This is a genomic window from Pseudomonas sp. BGA-UO-ETr-WB11 (assembly GCF_059567785.1).
In genome coordinates this window covers 325,455-342,359 of the sequence record NZ_JCAQOS010000007.1, presented here as the reverse complement: position 1 = coordinate 342,359, position 16,905 = coordinate 325,455, and the positions used below count along the sequence as shown (strand labels likewise).

The following is a 16,905-nucleotide window of genomic DNA, read 5'->3' as shown; positions in this document are numbered from 1 at the left end:
GCGCCAGTGCATGAACGCCACTTTGATGAACACACCGATTCTTACTGCCCGGCACCTTAACAAAGTGGTCCCTAGCGCGGAAGGCGAACTGAGCATCCTGCACGACCTGAGCCTGGACCTGTGCCGCGGTGACAGCCTGGCGATTGTCGGCAGCTCCGGCTCGGGCAAATCGACCCTGCTGGGCTTGCTCGCCGGCCTCGACCTGCCCAGCAGTGGCAGCATCCACCTGGCCGGCCAGGATCTGAGCCAGCTCGATGAGGACCAGCGTGCGCGCCTGCGCGCCGAGCAGGTCGGTTTCGTGTTCCAGTCATTCCAGTTGCTCGACAGCCTCAATGCTCTGGAAAACGTCATGCTGCCGCTGGAGCTGGAAGGCCATGCCGATGCCCGCCAACGGGCACGCGCCCTGCTTGAGCGGGTTGGCCTGGGGCATCGTCTGACCCACTACCCTCGCCAGCTGTCCGGTGGCGAACAGCAGCGCGTGGCGATTGCCCGTGCCTTTGTCGCCGAACCGGCCGTGCTGTTCGCCGACGAACCCACCGGCAACCTCGACAGCCACACCGGCGAACGCATCTGCGACCTGCTGTTTGAACTCAACCGTGAACGCGGCGCCACCCTGGTGCTGGTCACCCACGATGCCCGGCTGGCCCAGCGCTGCAATCGGCAGATCCGCCTTGAGGCCGGGCAGTTGGTCGATACCGTGCCTGCCCTATGAGCCGCCTGCCGTTCAGCCGCTTATTGGCCTTAGCAGGCCGCCAACTGCTGCGCGATGCCCGCGCCGGCGAATTGCGCACCCTGTTCGCCGCGCTGCTGATTGCCGTCGCTGCCAGCACCGCCATTGGTTATTTCAGCACCCGCCTGAATGACGGCATGCTGCTGCGCGCCAGTGAGTTTCTTGGCGCCGACCTGCAAATCAAAGGCAGCACTGCCGCCAGCAGCGAACAACTCGACGCCGGCACCGCCCTAGGCCTTGAATCTGCCCTGGTGGTGGAATTTGCCAGCGTGATCGCCAGCGACACAGGCATCCAACTGGCCAGCGTCAAGGCCGCGGACAACGCCTACCCCTTGCGCGGTCAGCTCAGAAGCGCCGCCACACCTTACGGCCCCGAGCAGCCCGGCGAGGGGCCTCAAGCGGGTGAAGCCTGGGTCGAAGTACGCCTGCTCAACGCCCTCAATCTAGAGGTCGGCGATAACCTGGAGGTGGGCCGCAAGCTCTTGCGCATCAGCCGGGTACTGACCTACGAGCCCGACCGCGCCGGCGACTTTTACAGCCTGGCCCCACACCTGTTGATGCATCTGGACGACCTCGCCGCGACTGACATCGTGCAGCCCGGCAGCCGCGTTACCTATCGCCTGCTCTGGCGTGGCGAGGCTGCGGCCCTGGCACGCTATCGCGAAGCGGTAACGCCAGGCCTGCAGGCTCAGCAAAAACTCGAAGATGCCCGCGATGGCAATGCCCAAATCGGCAACGCCCTGGGCCGCGCCGAACGCTATCTAAATCTGGCCAGCCTGGCCGCGATCCTGCTCGCCGGCGTCGCCGTGGCGTTGTCAGCCTCGCGCTTTGCCGCCCGGCGTTTCGATGCCAGCGCACTGCTGCGCTGCCTGGGCCTATCACGGCGCCAGGCACTGGGGTTATTCAGCCTGCAACTGGCCATCCTGGGCATAGCCGCCAGCCTCGGCGGCGCGGTGCTTGGCTGGCTGGCGCAACAGGTGTTGTTCTATTTACTGCAAGGCCTGCTGCCGGCAGATATCCCCTCCGGTGGTCTCTGGCCGGCACTGGCCGGTATGGCCACCGGGCTGGTTGCCCTCGCCGGTTTTGCCTTGCCGCCACTGGCTGCGCTGGGCCGCGTACCGCCACTGCGGGTGCTGCGCCGCGATTTGCTCCCCGTGCCCGCCAGCTCCTGGCTGGTGTACGGCGCCGCCTTGCTGGCACTGGGCCTGATCATGTGGCGCCTGAGCCTGGATCTGGCCTTGACCCTGGCCCTGCTGGGCGGCGGCTTGCTCACAGCGTTGCTGCTTGGCGGCTTGCTGCTGTTGGGCCTGCGCAGTCTGCGACGCTTGCTAGCCAATGCCGACTTGAGCTGGCGCCTGGGTTTGGGTCAGTTACTGCGTCAGCCATTGGCCGCCGCAGGCCAGGCGCTGGCGTTTGGCTTGATCATTCTGGCCATGGCACTGATCGCCTTACTGCGCGGCGAGCTACTCGACACGTGGCAAAATCAGCTGCCTGCCGACGCCCCCAATCATTTCGCCCTGAACATTCTGCCGGCTGAGCAAGCCGCCTTCGCCACCCACCTGGCCACGCTCACGCCCCATCCGCAACCGCTGTACCCGGTCGTGCCGGGGCGCTTGCTGCTGGTCAATGGTGAGCCACTGCGACAAACCGTGAGCAAGGAGTCGCGGGGCGAGCGCGCCCTCAACCGCGATCTGAGCCTGACCTGGGCCGCCGACATACCGGCGGACAACCAGTTGCTGGCCGGCCACTGGTGGCAGGCAAAATCGAACGACAGCCTGCCCGGCGTATCGGTGGAAGCCGAACTGGCCGCCAGCCTGCAGCTGAAACTGGGCGACCGCCTGAGCTTCAACGTCGGCGGCCTCAACCGCGATGCCCAGGTCACCAGCCTGCGCAAGGTTGACTGGAACAGTTTCCAGCCCAACTTCTACATGATCTTCGAGCCCGGCACCCTGCAGGACCTGCCCACCACCTACCTGACCAGTTTCTACCTGCCTGCCCAACAGGACCGGCAGTTGCTGGCACTAGCCCGCGCCTTCCCCACCGTCACCTTGTTGCAGGTCGATGCCCTGGTGGCGCAACTGCGCAGCATCCTCGCGCAAGTCACCCTGGCCATCGAGTTTGTCTTGCTGTTCGTCCTGGCCGCCGGGCTGGCGGTGCTGTTTGCCGGGCTGCAGACCACCCTCGATGAACGCATCCGTCAGGGCGCACTACTGCGGGCATTAGGGGCCGAGCGGCGCCTACTGGTGCGCGCCCGACGTGCTGAATTTGGCCTGCTCGGCGCCGCCAGCGGCCTGCTTGCGGCCCTTGGCTGCGAACTGATCAGCGCCCTGCTCTATCAACTGGTCTTCGACCTGGCGTGGCACCCTCATCCCTGGCTGTTGCTGTTGCCCTTGCTCGGCGCCCTGCTGGTCGGTGGCGCTGGCGTACTCGGCACCCGTCGCGCCCTGAATGCCAGCCCGCTGACCGTGCTACGGGAGGGCTGAGCTTGATAAACTCGCCACTCACTCATCACCTGCACAGCCCATGAGCCGCTATCGCCCACCTCGCTCCGCCGGCACTGCCCTGATCACCCCCGAAGGCGAGGCGCGCATGCGCGCCGAACTGCACGAACTTTGGCACGTGCGTCGCCCGCAAGTGACCCAGTCGGTCAGCGAAGCGGCCGCCCAAGGGGATCGTTCCGAGAACGCGGAATACACCTATGGCAAAAAGATGCTGCGTGAGATCGACAGCCGGGTGCGCTTTCTAACCAAGCGCCTGGAAAACCTCAAGGTCGTCGACAGCCGCCCCAGCGACCCCAACAAGGTCTACTTCGGCGCCTGGGTCAGCCTGGAGGATGACGATGGCCACGAATCGCGCTACCGGATTGTCGGCCCCGACGAACTGGACCTGAAGACCCAGCAAATCAGCATCGATGCCCCACTGGCCCGCGCCCTGATCGGTAAGGCCCTGGATGCCGAAGTACGGGTGCAGACGCCCACCGGGGAAAAAGCCTGGTATATCGTCGCCATCGAATACCCATAAGCGCCGGCGACCGCCAACAAGCGCCCCACGAGAACGACCGATGTCCGTAATTGAACTGATTGCCGCCTCACTCGGTGTGTTGGCCGTCTGGCTGACCATCCGCCAAAACCTCTGGTGCTGGCCCATCGGCCTGGTCATGGTGCTGATTTACAGCTGGATTTTTTACGACGTAAAACTCTATTCCGACATGCTTCTGCAAGGCGTCTACGCCGTGTTGCAGCTATATGGCTGGTGGCAATGGACGCGCGGCGGCAGCCAACACAACGGCCGGCAGATCAGCCGTCTGGGGGTTAACGGCTTGCTCCTGAGCCTGGCCATCGGCGCCGCCGGCAGCCTGCTACTGGGTTACGGCATGGCCACCTACACCGACGCTGCCGCCCCTTGGCTGGACGCCAGCCTGACCGCCTTCAGCCTGGTGGCACAGGTGTGGATGGCGCAAAAACGTCTGGAAAACTGGCTGCTGTGGATCATCCTCGACGTGATTTTTGTCGGCCTCTTTATCCATAAAGAGCTGTACCTGACCGCAGGCTTGTATGCCCTGTTCACCTTGCTGGCGATACATGGCTGGCGGCAGTGGCAGCGCCAGCCGGTTGCTGCTTATTCATGAAGGTCTTGGTTCTCACCGGCCCCGAGTCCAGCGGTAAAAGCTGGCTGGCTGCGAGCATCCAGCAGCGCTTTGGCGGTGTAATCGTTGGCGAGTACGTGCGCCACTTTATCGAGCAGCACCAGCGCGACACCTGCTATGCCGACATCGCGCCCATCGCCCAGGGCCAACTGGCCTGGGAGGATGCGGCGCGGGCAGCGGCCCCGCCTCTGCTGATTCTCGACACCCACCTGCTGAGCAATATGCTCTGGAGCGAGGCCCTGTTTGGCGCCTGCCCGCCATGGCTTGAACAGCAATTGCTCGCCCGCCATTACGACTTGCACCTGCTCCTCGACCCCAACGCCGTGCCTTGGGTCGATGACGGCCAACGCTGCCAGCCGCAACTTCCCCAGCGCGAGCAATTCCACCAGGCATGCCGTGACTGGTTACAGCAACACCAGCAAGCCTATGTCGACATCCAGGGCGACTGGTCGCAACGTCAGCAGCAGGCGCTGACACAGGTAGACACCTGGCTACAGCGGGCAGACTGAGACAACGGCCGACGCCGAAGTAACAAGCAAACGAGTCCACCACAATAGACGCCTCAGGCTTGCCAAGCCACGCATCACTTGGCATAAGTCCACTCCATTATAAAAAAACATAAGGACGTTCTTGATGCGCCTCCTGCGTCGTGTGCTAGTGCTGGCACTTCTGGCCCTTTTACTGGGCGTCGCCGTGGTGATGTATTTCATTGCCAACCCCAACCTGCCGACGTTCGTGCAGCCCAAACAGCTGCATTACCTTGAGCAGTGGAGCCCAGAGGCGCGGCAAACCTACTACTACACCCCGCAGGGCACCCAGGTTAAAGGCCTGCAATACGACTGGTTCACTGCGCTGGAGCGGCCCTTCTCAACGGCCAAATTCGCTGAACTGGACTATTTGGCCCGTTTTGGTTTCCTGACCGACCCGCAGCAACAGCCCAGCAGTGCCAACCCAGGCAACTTGCCAGTCGGTTTTACCCACCATCAGGATGCCGAGACGGGCACCCGCTACCTGGACATCAGCTGCGCGGCCTGCCACACCGGCGAGTTGCGCTACCAGGGCCAAGCGGTGCGTATTGATGGCGGTGCCGCCCTGCATTCGCTGGCATCCACCGTGCCGACCCTGCGCGGTGGCAGCTTTGGCCAGGCGCTGGGCATGAGCATGGCCTTCACCTATTACAGCCCGCTCAAATTCAAACGCTTCGCCAAAACTGTCCTGGGCACGCAATACCCGAAAGGCCGCAGCGAACTGCGCAGCGAATTCAAGCAAGTGCTCGATCGCATGCTCGGGCAAGCCTGGAACGACACTCACCGAGGCCTCTACCCCACCCAGGAAGGCTTCGGCCGCACCGACGCCTTCGGCCGGATTGCCAACAGCGTGTTTGGCGACACCCTTGATGCCAGCAACTATCACGTCGCCAACGCCCCCGTGAGTTACCCCCATGTGTGGGATATCTGGAAGTTCGACTGGGTGCAGTGGAATGCCTCTGCCATGCAGCCGATGGCACGCAATATCGGCGAAGCATTGGGCGTCGGCGCCCCGGTACGCCTGCTGCAAACCAATGGGGAGCCGCTTGCCGAAGCCGAGCGTTATCCATCCGGCGTGCGCCTGCGCGACCTCTACACCCTTGAAGACACCCTGCGCCAACTGCAACCACCCCGCTGGCCGCAAGAAGTGCTGGGCAAGATTGACCTGGCCAGCGCCAGCCAGGGGCGCGCCCTGTTTGCCGAGAACTGCGCTTACTGTCATGCCGCCAACGTCGCCCCGCCCGGCGAGCACCTGGCCGCGGCACGCAACCCGGAGTGGCGGGTGCGTTTGGTACCAACCCGCATCATCGGCACCGACTCAACCGCCGCCGACAACATTGCCGATCAGCGCTTTGATATCCGCAAGCTGGGCTGGACGAAAACCGAGCTGAGCAAACTTAACGTCCGCCTGATCGGAAGCGACCTCAGCGAGGTCGATTTTTCCAGCATTTCCAGCGCCAAGGGCCTGGCCTATATCACCGCCTATGTCGAGCAGCGTGCTTACAAGGACGCCGGCATTGGTGCCGCCGAGCAAGCCCGCATGAACGGCTACGGCCTGCCCATTGGCGTGCAGGAAAAGCGCGGCTACAAGGCCCGCCCGCTGCAAGGCATCTGGGCGACGCCGCCGTTCCTGCACAATGGCTCGGTGCCCAACCTATATCAGCTGCTGTCGCCAGTAGCCGAACGAGACACGCAGTTCTGGGTCGGCAACTTCGAATACGACCCCCGGCACGCCGGTTTTGTCAGCGATAAATTCCCCGGCGGCTTTTTGCTCGACACCGGCATTACCGGCAACAGCAATCGCGGCCATGAGTTCCGCGACGGCTGCCGCCAGGACGGTGTGATTGGTCGCGCCTTGCAACCAGAAGAGCGCTGGGCGCTGATCGAATACCTCAAGGTCATGGGCGACAGCGCGCTGGAAAAACAGCTCACCCCGATCGACAGCAAACCCTGGAATGCCGGCCCCAACTGCCCACAATAACCCCTGCTGGCGCGTCGCCATGACGCGCCCACTGCGCACTTACACCTACAACAAGGATGCTGTCGATGTTTAAGCAAATCTGGCTCTGGCTGGGCCGCCTGCTGGGCCGTGTGTTGCTCTTGCTGCTGGTGCTGGGCCTGACTGGCGCAGTATTGGGCTACGCCTACTACAGCTGGAAGTTCTCCGGCCCGGTGGCCAGTGAGGAGCAGATCCCTGCTGATGAAAGCGCCCATACCGAGGCCATCATCGAAGACGCCATTCGCGTCGTCGAACAACACCGCAGCGACACCCGCGTACTGCGCGATGCCCATGCCAAAGCCCACGGTTGCGTGAAAGCCGAGGTGCGCGTGCGCAGCGACCTTGCGCCGCAATGGCAACACGGCGTGCTGCGCGAGCCGGGCAAAACCTGGCAAGCCTGGATGCGCCTGTCCAACGGCAACGCCTACCCGCAGTTTGACCGTGTGCGCGATGCCCGCGGCATGGGCCTGAAGCTGCTCGACGTACCGGGTGAAAAACTGCTCGGCACGGCCGCGGAACAAGACTTCGTGATGTTCAACCACCCGACCTTTTTCGTGCGTGACGTGGCCCAGTACCGGCAGAACTTCGCCGCCCAGGCCAAGGGTGAAAAAGTCATGGCCTTCTTCCCCAGTGCCGACCCACGCACCTGGGAATTGCGTCATCTGCTGATCGCCCTACAAACCCTAAGCCCGGCGCCAGAAACGCCGCTGGCCAGCACCTACAGCTCAATCGCCCCATTCAAGCTTGGCCCGCAGGTAATCAAGTACCGGGTAATCCCCGCCAACGACCAATGCCCGGCCTACAGCCCGGCGGCGCAAAACCGCGAGCTGCCCAACTTCCTGCGCAACGCCTTGTACCAGCAACTCTCGGCGGATCGCGTCGACGCCTGTTTTGCCCTGCAGGTGCAGGCGCAAAATCCGGCTTACTACATGCCCATCGAAGACCCGAGCGTGGCCTGGGATGAACGCATCTCGCCGTTTGTCACGGTCGCCGACATCCGCGTACCCGCCCAAGACTTCGACAGCCGCGAGCAGAATGTGCTGTGCGACAACCTGTCCTTCAATCCCTGGCACGCCCTGCCCGAGCACCAGCCATTGGGCGGTATCAACCGTTTGCGCAAAGCGGTGTACGAAGCCGTTAGCGTTTACCGACATGCTCGCAATCACGCCCCCAGCAGCGAAACACCCAAATGACAGGGTCGTGCGCCGCCATTTGATTTTTTGCGACACGCTCGATCATTTTCACGACAGGGTGTGACTTAACGGTCAACTGCCGCCATCAATACTTACGAACGGGCAATACAGCGCTGCTTTCGCTGTCAGCCCAACGTGAATTGGGCAGATAGCCGGAGAAACACCCCATGAGCAACACCTTACGCTTCAACGACGCACTCTTGATCGCCGACCGCGCGTTCCGACCTTTTCAATGCGTGGCCTGGGCCCCACAACCGGGCAGCGGCGAACTCAGCATCAGCGTGATCGACCGCAGCAGCACCCGCCTGCTGGGTCGCACCAAGCTGAGCGCCAGCACCTACAGCGATGCCGATCAACTGGCCAGCGTCCTGCAACAATCCCGCGCAGCCCTGAGCGAGCAAGGCTACGCGCTGGAACCCTGGACGATGCCGGCGTAACCGTTGACCAAAGCAAAAAGCTGAACCGCGGGTTAATTCTGCTCACCTAAGCAGTGACAGACGTAGCCCGGATAAAATCCGGGGACGAATTTGCAGGATAATCAGCGCCCCGGACTTCTTCCGGGCTACAAAAAAGGCGACCCGTGGGTCGCCTTTTTTGTTTTCACCAACACAGGCTGGAAAGCGCTTAGTAGTAAGCGTTTTCCTTGATGCTGTGGTCGGTCACATCACGCACGCCTTTAAGCTCAGGGATGCGCTCCAGCAAGGTTTTCTCGATGCCCTCCTTGAGGGTCACATCGGCCTGACCGCAACCCTGACAGCCACCGCCAAACTTCAACACGGCAATGCCGTCGTCGACGACATCGATCAGGCTGACTTCACCGCCGTGACCGGCCAGACCCGGATTGATCTCAGTCTGCAGGTAGTAATTGATGCGCTCGTTGACCGGGCTGTCGGCGTTAACCATTGGCACCTTGGCATTCGGCGCCTTGATGGTCAGCTGGCCGCCCATGCGGTCGGTGGCGTAATCGACCACGGCGTCATCGAGAAAGGTCTCGCTGAAGGCGTCGATATACGCCGTGAAGCTCTTCAGTGCCAGTGCGGTGTCTTCCGGCTTTTCTTCGCCCGGCTTGCAGTAGGCAATACAGGTTTCGGCGTACTGGGTACCCGGCTGGGTGATGAAGATACGAATGCCGATGCCTGGGGTGCTCTGCTTACTCAGCAGGTCAGCCAGATAATCGTGGGCAGCTTCGGTGATATTGATGGCGCTCATGGCAACTCCTCGCGAACATGGGCGCAGTGTACGCCACTGCCCCGGCGCCGGCAAAGTCCTAGTAATTTAGTAGGACTAAAAAGTTGTAGCCGTTAGGTACTGATCTCGATTTAGCGCCCCACACAGACCGGAGGATGGTGTGGAGCGCAGCCATACCCATCACGCTCACTGGCAATTTGATGGGTTTCGCTCGCTCAACCCATCCTACGGGTACCCTGCGGCTGCCGTAGGAGCGGCTTCAGCCGCGAAGTGGGTGTTCAGGGTTGGAGGGTTCGCGGCTAAAGCCGCTCCTACAAAAGCCTGGTCGTCGTGCACACAAGCAGCGCAATTCTCTGGATTAGCGAGAGCCGCGCAGTGGGCTATATCAGCAACAGCAACAGCAACGCTCGCCCTCATTCCCGTAGGAACTTCAGCCGCGAATTTCGCGCCAAACAGCAGCACTTACAGATTCTGGTAGCGGTTCATGTCCAGCACCCCGGCCTCCAGCGGCTCGGTTTGCTCGATATAGCGCGCCAGATCATGGAAGTAGTACCAAAACTGCGGATGGCTGCGGCGCACGCCCCAGCGCTGGGTGATGCGTTCAAAGGCGGCGGCGTCCTTGCTCTGCTCCAGCGCTGCGACAAACGCCGGCACCTCGGCGGCCGGCACATTGAAGATAAAGTTGGGATAGCTGCTCAGCACCCCCGGATAGACCGTCAGGTCATCCAGCCCCGGCTGATAGCGCAGAGACTCGCCCATGATGAATGCCACATTACTGTGAGCCCGGTTGCGCAGCAGGCTGTAGACCTCGCGCTGACCATCCGCGAGTTCGATACGCAGCAGGGTGGCTTCCGGCAACTGATCAATGACTTTGAGGCTGGCTGCCGGCCGCGCCGTGAGGCGGCTCAGGCGCTGCTCGACCGCCTGCAGCTGCGGGCTGACAGTGGTGCGATAACAGTTGCCACTCAGGCACCGGTTGATCGGGTCAGGCTTGGCATTCAGGCTGCCATGCCGGGCCAGCAAGGCACTGACAAAGCTCTGTTTGGGCCGCAACGGCTCCAGCGCCAGGGCACTGGGCGTGTCGGTATCCAATGGCGGATAGGAAAGCCACAGCTTGAGTTTGCCGCTGTCCTGATACCAATCATCGCGCAGCGCCTGGCGGCTTTGCGCGGGCATCAGGCGCAGGAAGTTCTGCTCGGCACCGTTACGGATCAAATCGAAATACATGCGTGTTTGCGCCTGGTGGGAGACATTGCCAAACACGTCAAAGTTGACCACCAGCTGATAGTAAGCGCGCTCGAACAGCGGGTAATCGAGTAGCCACAGGGTCTGCGGCACCGCACCAACCAGGCCTTTTTCCACAGCCGCACTGTCGTGGTGGCGGAAGACCGACAGCAAGGCATTGTCGTTACCGGCCCAGATGCTCGACCAAGCGGGCGCGGGTGCATCGGCGTAGGCCTCGTTGCGCAGCGCCTCGTACTGGTTGCGCAGGTCTTTGTAGTCACCCCACACCAGCGGCAGATTAGCCAACTGCGCCACCTGCCCTGGGATGGCCAGCAACGGCGTGGCCTCCTCGCGGAAGTCAGCATCGGTGATAAACAAATCCTGCTCCGGGGCCTGGAACAGCGCCCAGAACTGATCGCGGATCACATCGGTAGCAATCTGCCCACGACACACTGGCCCACGGATAAAGGTGCGCACGAAGTACTCGGCGTTATCCAGCATGAACTGATAACGGGCCTGGGCGGGAATGGCGGCAAAGGTCTCGAACGGGTTGGCGCGCCGCTGCGGGCCGTAGCCGGGCACCGCATCCACCGTCCAGTTGCCGCTGAAAAACAGCTCGTTGACCCGTGCCAGCTTCTGCGCGCTCAAGCCATAGGTGATATGGGTCTTATGCACGATGACGCCCTGCACCGGCCACAGGCGGTAGTAAAAGGTATTGCCCGGATCATCGTTAGGGCGGCGCGTGGCAATCGGGTCAATCGGCTGGCCGCTGGGGGTGCGCGAACGCACCAACTGGAAGAAATGCCCCGGCTCGCCGCCGGCAAAATACAGATGGGCAATAAACAGATGCTCATACAGCCAGCGGCTCACCAGGTTGGCGCGGGCACCGTTGGCATTCAACAGCGCTTCCCACTCGACAATCTGCTCCGCTTCGCTGGCGCTGGGTTGCAGGGCCTGTGAGTCCACCGGCGCACCCGCCGCCAGCCAAGCCTGCAGGGTTTGATATTCCTGCGGCTCCAGCCCCGTTACAGCAAAGGGCATGCCTTCGGCCGGGCGCTTGGCCGCGTAACTGGCGAACTCCCCGGGTAGTGCGCACTGGTTGTTACGAGCAATGCCCAGCTCCAGCTCGGCAGGCAGCTTGGCGTTGGCCACCAGCGGTTTGGCATGACCCAGTTCCAGCATGCGCGCCATCAACGCCGCCTGACTGCCTTGGGTATTGAGTACCGAATAGAAGCTCTTGCGCCGCCAGGCTGCCTCACCGTGGGCATCGAGATACAGCCGCGTGGTGGCCTGCTCATTCGTGCGGCCGCCGTCGTAAACCAGGGTTTTGCTCGCACCACGCTGCACGCCTTCGCCGCTACCCAGGTTGAGCTGGCACGGCGCGTCGTAACAGGCATGGCATGCCACGCACTTGGCCGTGAAAATCGGCTGCACATCGCGGCTGTAGGAGACCGGCTCGGCCTGCAGCAACGGCGCAATAAAGATCAACAGCATGCTGACAAGTGCCCGGAGCGACATGGTTCTGATCCCTGAATGACGTGAAGACAGCAAAAGCGGCGATTTTAGTCGTCTTCAGGGGCGCAAAGCCAATGGCACCAACATGAGCGATTTTCATGCAAATGCCGAGCGTGCTCAGAAACCATACAGTTTTGCTATCATCGCCGCCTTTCTGTTCCCCTGCTTCCAGGTAGTTGTCATGTCCGCCATGTCCGATCGCACCGCCCGCCTTCACGCCCTGCAGCAAGCGCTGCAGCAACGCATCCTGATTCTCGACGGCGGCATGGGCACCATGATCCAGAGCTACAAGCTGGAAGAAGAGGACTACCGTGGCGAGCGCTTCGCCGACTGGCCGAGCGATGTGAAAGGCAACAACGACTTGCTGCTGCTGAGCCGCCCGGACGTGATCGCCGCCATTGAGAAGGCCTACCTGGACGCCGGCGCTGACATTCTGGAAACCAACACCTTCAACGCCACCCAGGTGTCCCAGGCCGACTACGGCATGGAATCCCTGGTCTATGAGCTGAACGTCGAAGGCGCCCGCGTGGCCCGCAGCGTGGCCGATGCCAAGACCCTGGAAACCCCGGACAAGCCACGCTTCGTTGCTGGCGTACTCGGCCCTACCAGTCGCACCTGCTCACTGTCGCCGGATGTAAACAACCCTGGCTACCGCAACGTCACCTTTGATGAGCTGGTGACGAACTACGTTGAAGCCACCCGCGGCCTGATCGAAGGCGGCGCCGACCTAATCCTGATCGAAACCATCTTCGACACCCTCAACGCCAAGGCGGCGATCTTCGCCGTGCAGGAAGTCTTTGAGCAGCAAGGTTTCGAGCTGCCGATCATGATCTCCGGCACCATCACCGACGCCTCCGGCCGCACATTGTCCGGGCAGACCACCGAAGCCTTCTGGAACTCCATCAGCCACGCTAAGCCGATTTCCGTGGGCCTGAACTGCGCCCTCGGGGCCAAAGAGCTGCGCCCGTACCTGGAAGAGTTGTCGAGCAAGGCCGACACCCGCGTGTCCGCCCACCCCAACGCTGGCCTGCCGAACGCCTTTGGTGAATACGACGAAAGCCCGGCGGAAATGGCCGTGGTGGTGGAAGAATTCGCCGCCAGCGGCTTCCTGAACATCGTCGGCGGCTGCTGCGGCACCACGCCTGCGCACATCAAGGCGATTGCCGAGGCCGTGGCCAAGTACCCGCCGCGCGCTATTCCGGACATCCCCAAGGCCTGCCGTCTCTCCGGCCTGGAGCCGTTTACCATCGACCGCAGCTCGCTGTTTGTGAACGTCGGCGAGCGTACCAACATCACCGGTTCGGCCCGCTTCGCCCGCCTGATCCGTGAAGACAACTACACCGAAGCCCTCGAAGTCGCCCTGCAACAGGTGGAAGCCGGCGCGCAGATCATCGACATCAACATGGACGAGGGCATGCTCGACTCCAAGGCGGCGATGGTCACCTTCCTCAACCTGATCGCTGGCGAGCCGGACATCTCCCGCGTGCCGATCATGATCGACTCCTCGAAGTGGGACGTGATCGAAGCCGGCCTCAAGTGCATCCAGGGCAAGGGCATCGTTAACTCGATTTCCATGAAAGAAGGCGTCGAGCAGTTCAAGCACCATGCCAAGCTGTGCAAGCGCTACGGCGCCGCCGTGGTGGTGATGGCCTTCGACGAAGCCGGCCAAGCCGACACCGCCGCGCGCAAGCGCGAAATCTGCCAGCGCAGCTACGACATTCTGGTCAATGAAGTGGGCTTCCCGCCCCAGGACATCATCTTCGACCCGAACATCTTCGCCGTCGCCACCGGCATCGAAGAGCACAACAACTACGCGGTCGACTTTATAGACGCCTGCGCCTACATCCGCGACCACCTGCCCTACGCCCTCACCTCGGGCGGCGTGTCCAACGTGTCGTTCTCGTTCCGCGGCAACAACCCAGTGCGCGAAGCCATTCACTCGGTGTTCTTGTACTACGCGATCAAGAACGGCCTGACCATGGGCATCGTCAACGCCGGCCAGCTGGAAATCTACGACGAGATCCCCAAAGAGCTGCGCGACCGCGTTGAAGACGTGATCCTCAACCGCACCCCGGAAGGCACCGACGCCCTGCTGGCCATTGCCGACAACTACAAGGGCGACGGCAGCGTTAAAGAAGCCGAAACCGAAGAGTGGCGCACCTGGACGGTGGTCGAGCGCCTCAAGCACGCGCTGGTTAAAGGCATCACCGCCTTTATCGTCGAAGACACCGAGGAATGCCGCCAGCAGTGCGCACGCCCGATCGAAGTGATCGAAGGCCCGCTGATGGCCGGCATGAACGTGGTCGGCGACCTGTTCGGCGAAGGCAAGATGTTCCTCCCGCAAGTGGTGAAATCCGCCCGCGTGATGAAGCAGGCCGTGGCCCACCTGATCCCCTTTATCGAGCTGGAAAAAGGCGACAAACCGGAAGCCAAGGGCAAGATCCTCATGGCCACGGTAAAAGGCGACGTGCACGACATCGGCAAGAACATCGTCGGCGTGGTGCTCGGCTGTAACGGCTACGACATCGTCGACCTCGGCGTGATGGTGCCGGCGGAGAAAATCCTGCAAACGGCGATTGCCGAGAAGTGCGACATCATCGGCCTGTCCGGCCTGATCACCCCGTCGCTGGACGAGATGGTGCACGTCGCCCGCGAAATGCAGCGCCAGGGCTTCCACCTGCCACTGATGATCGGCGGCGCCACCACCTCCAAAGCCCACACAGCAGTCAAGATCGAGCCCAAGTACCAGAACGACGCCGTGGTCTACGTCACCGACGCCTCGCGCGCCGTGGGCGTGGCCACCCAGCTGCTGTCCAAGGAGCTGAAAGCCGCCTTCGTTGAGAACACCCGCCTCGACTACATCGAAGTGCGTGAACGCACCGCCGCGCGTAGCTCGCGCACCGAGCGCCTGCCCTACGCCGCCGCGGTCGCCAACAAGCCGAAATTCGACTGGGCCACCTACCAGCCGCCAGTACCAAGCTTTACCGGCACCCGTGTGCTGGACGATATCGACCTCAACGTACTGGCCGAGTACATCGACTGGACGCCGTTCTTTATCTCCTGGGACCTGGCCGGCAAGTACCCGCGCATCCTCACCGATGAAGTGGTTGGCGAAGCCGCCACCGCGCTGTTCGCCGATGCTCAGGCGATGTTGAAGAAGCTGATCGACGAAAAACTCATCAGCGCCCGCGCCGTGCTCGGCTTCTGGCCCGCCAACCAGGTGCAGGACGACGATATCCAGCTGTACGGCGACGACGGCCAGCCGCTGGCCAAACTGCATCACCTGCGCCAGCAAACCATCAAGCCGGACGGCAAGCCAAACTTCGCCCTGGCTGACTTCGTGGCTCCGCAGGACAGCGGCCTGACCGACTACGTCGGTGGTTTTATCACCACCGCCGGCATCGGCGCGGAAGAAGTGGCCAAGGCCTACCAAAACGCCGGCGACGACTACAACTCGATCATGGTCAAAGCCCTGGCCGACCGCCTGGCCGAAGCCTGCGCCGAATGGCTGCACAAGCAAGTGCGCACCGACTTCTGGGGCTACGACAAAGACGAAGCGCTGGATAACGACGCATTGATCAAAGAGCAATACAAAGGCATCCGCCCTGCCCCCGGCTACCCGGCCTGCCCGGATCACACCGAGAAAGGCACCCTGTTCGACCTGCTCGACCCGGCGGCCACCCACAACCAGGCCGGCCGCAGTGGCGTGTTTCTCACCGAACACTACGCCATGTTCCCGGCCGCCTCGGTCAGCGGCTGGTACTTCGCCCACCCCCAAGCCCAGTACTTCGCCGTTGGCAAGGTCGATCAAGATCAGGTCGAGAGCTACACCGCCCGCAAAGGCCAGGACATGGCCGTTAGCGAGCGCTGGCTGGCGCCAAACCTGGGCTACGACTACTAAGCCCGCGCAAACAATCAGGCCCGCTTATGCGGGCCTGATTGTTTATGGGTAACCTGCCGTGCAGCGCCCAACGCGGCGCTAGCAACTTGCCGCAAGATGGCGGCCTCCACAGCGACCCAAACCGCCTGTTCCAAGCCCCCCCATCAGTGCAAGTGCCACGTCCCGTGGGAGCGGTCTTGACCGCGAAGCTTTTAACCCCATCCGCACCAAACCCAACCACCGCACGCCCCATCACCAGAGCAGCTTCCCGCCCTGCGACGCCCATCGCTGGAATTGGCGATAGTTACACAGCGACTGAACGCTTTGCCCAACACGCAATAGACCCACTCAACCAGAATCGGGTAATGTTTGAGCCGAATCTGATCACCTAGCTGATCGAGCAACCATGGCTTTGCGCCCATGGTGCATAACTCCCCTCAGCGGTCATCGCACCGCTACAAAGCCCGGCCTAGACAGGGATAGCCGAGAGGACAAGGAATGTTATCCACCAAGCCCGTAAAAGCGTTATCACCCCATTTGGGGTCTATTTATAGTTATAAGGCTTTCCAATGACCGCGTACAAATGGACCTGTCTCGCGTGTGATGAGACCAATGAGGCCAATTCAAATAGTTGTGCAAAGTGCGGCTGTCCTTCCACTGCCAATGCAACTGAAGTTGAGGCCCATAAAGCGTATTTTAATTCAGGTCAAGGCAAGAAATACCAACGCTTTAAGTGCCAGCATGATAAATATCAAGTTGGAGAAACTCGTAATTCTGGCGGTCTTCTCTCTAGTATTTTCGAGGTCGAGTCCGAAAAATTCTCGTTCATAGCTTGCGCGCGTTGTGGGTACACAGAGTTTTATCGCGGAGAGCGCAGCGTCCTTCGCAATATCTTCGACCTAAACCTTTGAGAAACCTTATAACAATGCGCTCAAATCGTTCGCTTTGCTCACTGGGACCGGCTAAAGCCGGCCCCTTAGCTTAATCGTTATGTGCCAAAGGA

The 16,905-nt window shown here is 61.9% G+C and carries 12 protein-coding genes; 10 read left to right on the top strand and 2 right to left on the bottom strand.

Annotated features, from left to right (window positions below; translation table 11 throughout):
* Positions 1-25: 25 nt before the first annotated feature.
* From AC56DI_RS12385 to AC56DI_RS12350, 8 genes are all read left to right on the top strand, one after another.
* On the top strand, positions 26-712 hold the full coding sequence (locus AC56DI_RS12385; RefSeq protein WP_496346652.1) for an ABC transporter ATP-binding protein: 687 nt from the start codon (positions 26-28) through the stop codon (positions 710-712).
* Positions 709-3,213 carry an ABC transporter permease gene (locus AC56DI_RS12380; protein WP_496346424.1) on the top strand — a complete coding sequence of 835 codons (2,505 nt, stop codon included), beginning with the start codon at positions 709-711 and terminating at the stop codon, positions 3,211-3,213. The genes AC56DI_RS12385 and AC56DI_RS12380 overlap by 4 nt, the downstream gene beginning before the upstream one ends.
* A 40-nt stretch (positions 3,214-3,253) precedes the next feature.
* Positions 3,254-3,751: a transcription elongation factor GreB gene (greB, locus tag AC56DI_RS12375; protein WP_324522094.1), complete on the top strand. Its 498-nt coding sequence runs from the start codon at positions 3,254-3,256 to the stop codon at positions 3,749-3,751.
* A 40-nt stretch (positions 3,752-3,791) separates the two neighbouring features.
* On the top strand, positions 3,792-4,358 hold the full coding sequence (gene pnuC, locus AC56DI_RS12370; RefSeq protein ID WP_496346423.1) for a nicotinamide riboside transporter PnuC: 567 nt from the start codon (positions 3,792-3,794) through the stop codon (positions 4,356-4,358).
* A complete protein-coding gene (locus AC56DI_RS12365) occupies positions 4,355-4,885 on the top strand; it encodes an AAA family ATPase (protein WP_496346422.1) in 531 nt (176 codons plus the stop codon). Before pnuC ends, AC56DI_RS12365 begins: the two co-directional genes overlap by 4 nt.
* A 124-nt stretch (positions 4,886-5,009) precedes the next feature.
* Positions 5,010-6,884 (top strand): di-heme-cytochrome C peroxidase, encoded by a 1,875-nt coding sequence (locus AC56DI_RS12360; protein ID WP_496346421.1) that lies wholly within the window; start codon positions 5,010-5,012, stop codon positions 6,882-6,884.
* A gap of 65 nt (positions 6,885-6,949) precedes the next feature.
* Positions 6,950-8,095 carry a catalase family protein gene (locus tag AC56DI_RS12355; RefSeq protein ID WP_496346420.1) on the top strand — a complete coding sequence of 382 codons (1,146 nt, stop codon included), beginning with the start codon at positions 6,950-6,952 and terminating at the stop codon, positions 8,093-8,095.
* Between the two features lie 167 nt (positions 8,096-8,262).
* Complete coding sequence (locus AC56DI_RS12350) at positions 8,263-8,532, top strand: hypothetical protein (protein ID WP_496346419.1); 270 nt, start codon at positions 8,263-8,265, stop codon at positions 8,530-8,532.
* Between the two features lie 187 nt (positions 8,533-8,719).
* Here the strand turns inward: AC56DI_RS12350 and nfuA are convergent, their stop codons facing one another.
* Positions 8,720-9,304, bottom strand: a complete 585-nt coding sequence (gene nfuA / locus AC56DI_RS12345; RefSeq protein ID WP_324522101.1) for a Fe-S biogenesis protein NfuA — start codon at positions 9,302-9,304, stop codon at positions 8,720-8,722.
* 441 nt (positions 9,305-9,745) lie between these two features.
* Positions 9,746-12,025, bottom strand: a complete 2,280-nt coding sequence (locus AC56DI_RS12340; protein WP_496346418.1) for a fatty acid cis/trans isomerase — start codon at positions 12,023-12,025, stop codon at positions 9,746-9,748.
* 187 nt (positions 12,026-12,212) lie between these two features.
* Here AC56DI_RS12340 and metH point away from each other — a divergent pair, with 187 nt between their 5' ends.
* On the top strand, positions 12,213-15,923 hold the full coding sequence (gene metH, locus AC56DI_RS12335; RefSeq protein ID WP_496346651.1) for a methionine synthase: 3,711 nt from the start codon (positions 12,213-12,215) through the stop codon (positions 15,921-15,923).
* A gap of 548 nt (positions 15,924-16,471) precedes the next feature.
* Positions 16,472-16,813 carry a zinc ribbon domain-containing protein gene (locus AC56DI_RS12330; protein WP_496346417.1) on the top strand — a complete coding sequence of 114 codons (342 nt, stop codon included), beginning with the start codon at positions 16,472-16,474 and terminating at the stop codon, positions 16,811-16,813.
* Positions 16,814-16,905: the final 92 nt, after the last annotated feature.

Coding starts and splice junctions, on each gene's coding strand:
- AC56DI_RS12365 (WP_496346422.1), top strand. CDS start 4,355: ATGAAGGTCTTGGTTCTCACCGGCCCCGAGTCCAGCGGTAAAAGCTGG.
- AC56DI_RS12330 (WP_496346417.1), top strand. CDS start 16,472: ATGACCGCGTACAAATGGACCTGTCTCGCGTGTGATGAGACCAATGAG.
- greB (WP_324522094.1), top strand. CDS start 3,254: ATGAGCCGCTATCGCCCACCTCGCTCCGCCGGCACTGCCCTGATCACC.
- AC56DI_RS12360 (WP_496346421.1), top strand. CDS start 5,010: ATGCGCCTCCTGCGTCGTGTGCTAGTGCTGGCACTTCTGGCCCTTTTA.
- pnuC (WP_496346423.1), top strand. CDS start 3,792: ATGTCCGTAATTGAACTGATTGCCGCCTCACTCGGTGTGTTGGCCGTC.
- metH (WP_496346651.1), top strand. CDS start 12,213: ATGTCCGATCGCACCGCCCGCCTTCACGCCCTGCAGCAAGCGCTGCAG.
- AC56DI_RS12355 (WP_496346420.1), top strand. CDS start 6,950: ATGTTTAAGCAAATCTGGCTCTGGCTGGGCCGCCTGCTGGGCCGTGTG.
- AC56DI_RS12340 (WP_496346418.1), bottom strand. CDS start 12,025: ATGTCGCTCCGGGCACTTGTCAGCATGCTGTTGATCTTTATTGCGCCG.
- AC56DI_RS12380 (WP_496346424.1), top strand. CDS start 709: ATGAGCCGCCTGCCGTTCAGCCGCTTATTGGCCTTAGCAGGCCGCCAA.
- AC56DI_RS12385 (WP_496346652.1), top strand. CDS start 26: ATGAACACACCGATTCTTACTGCCCGGCACCTTAACAAAGTGGTCCCT.
- nfuA (WP_324522101.1), bottom strand. CDS start 9,304: ATGAGCGCCATCAATATCACCGAAGCTGCCCACGATTATCTGGCTGAC.
- AC56DI_RS12350 (WP_496346419.1), top strand. CDS start 8,263: ATGAGCAACACCTTACGCTTCAACGACGCACTCTTGATCGCCGACCGC.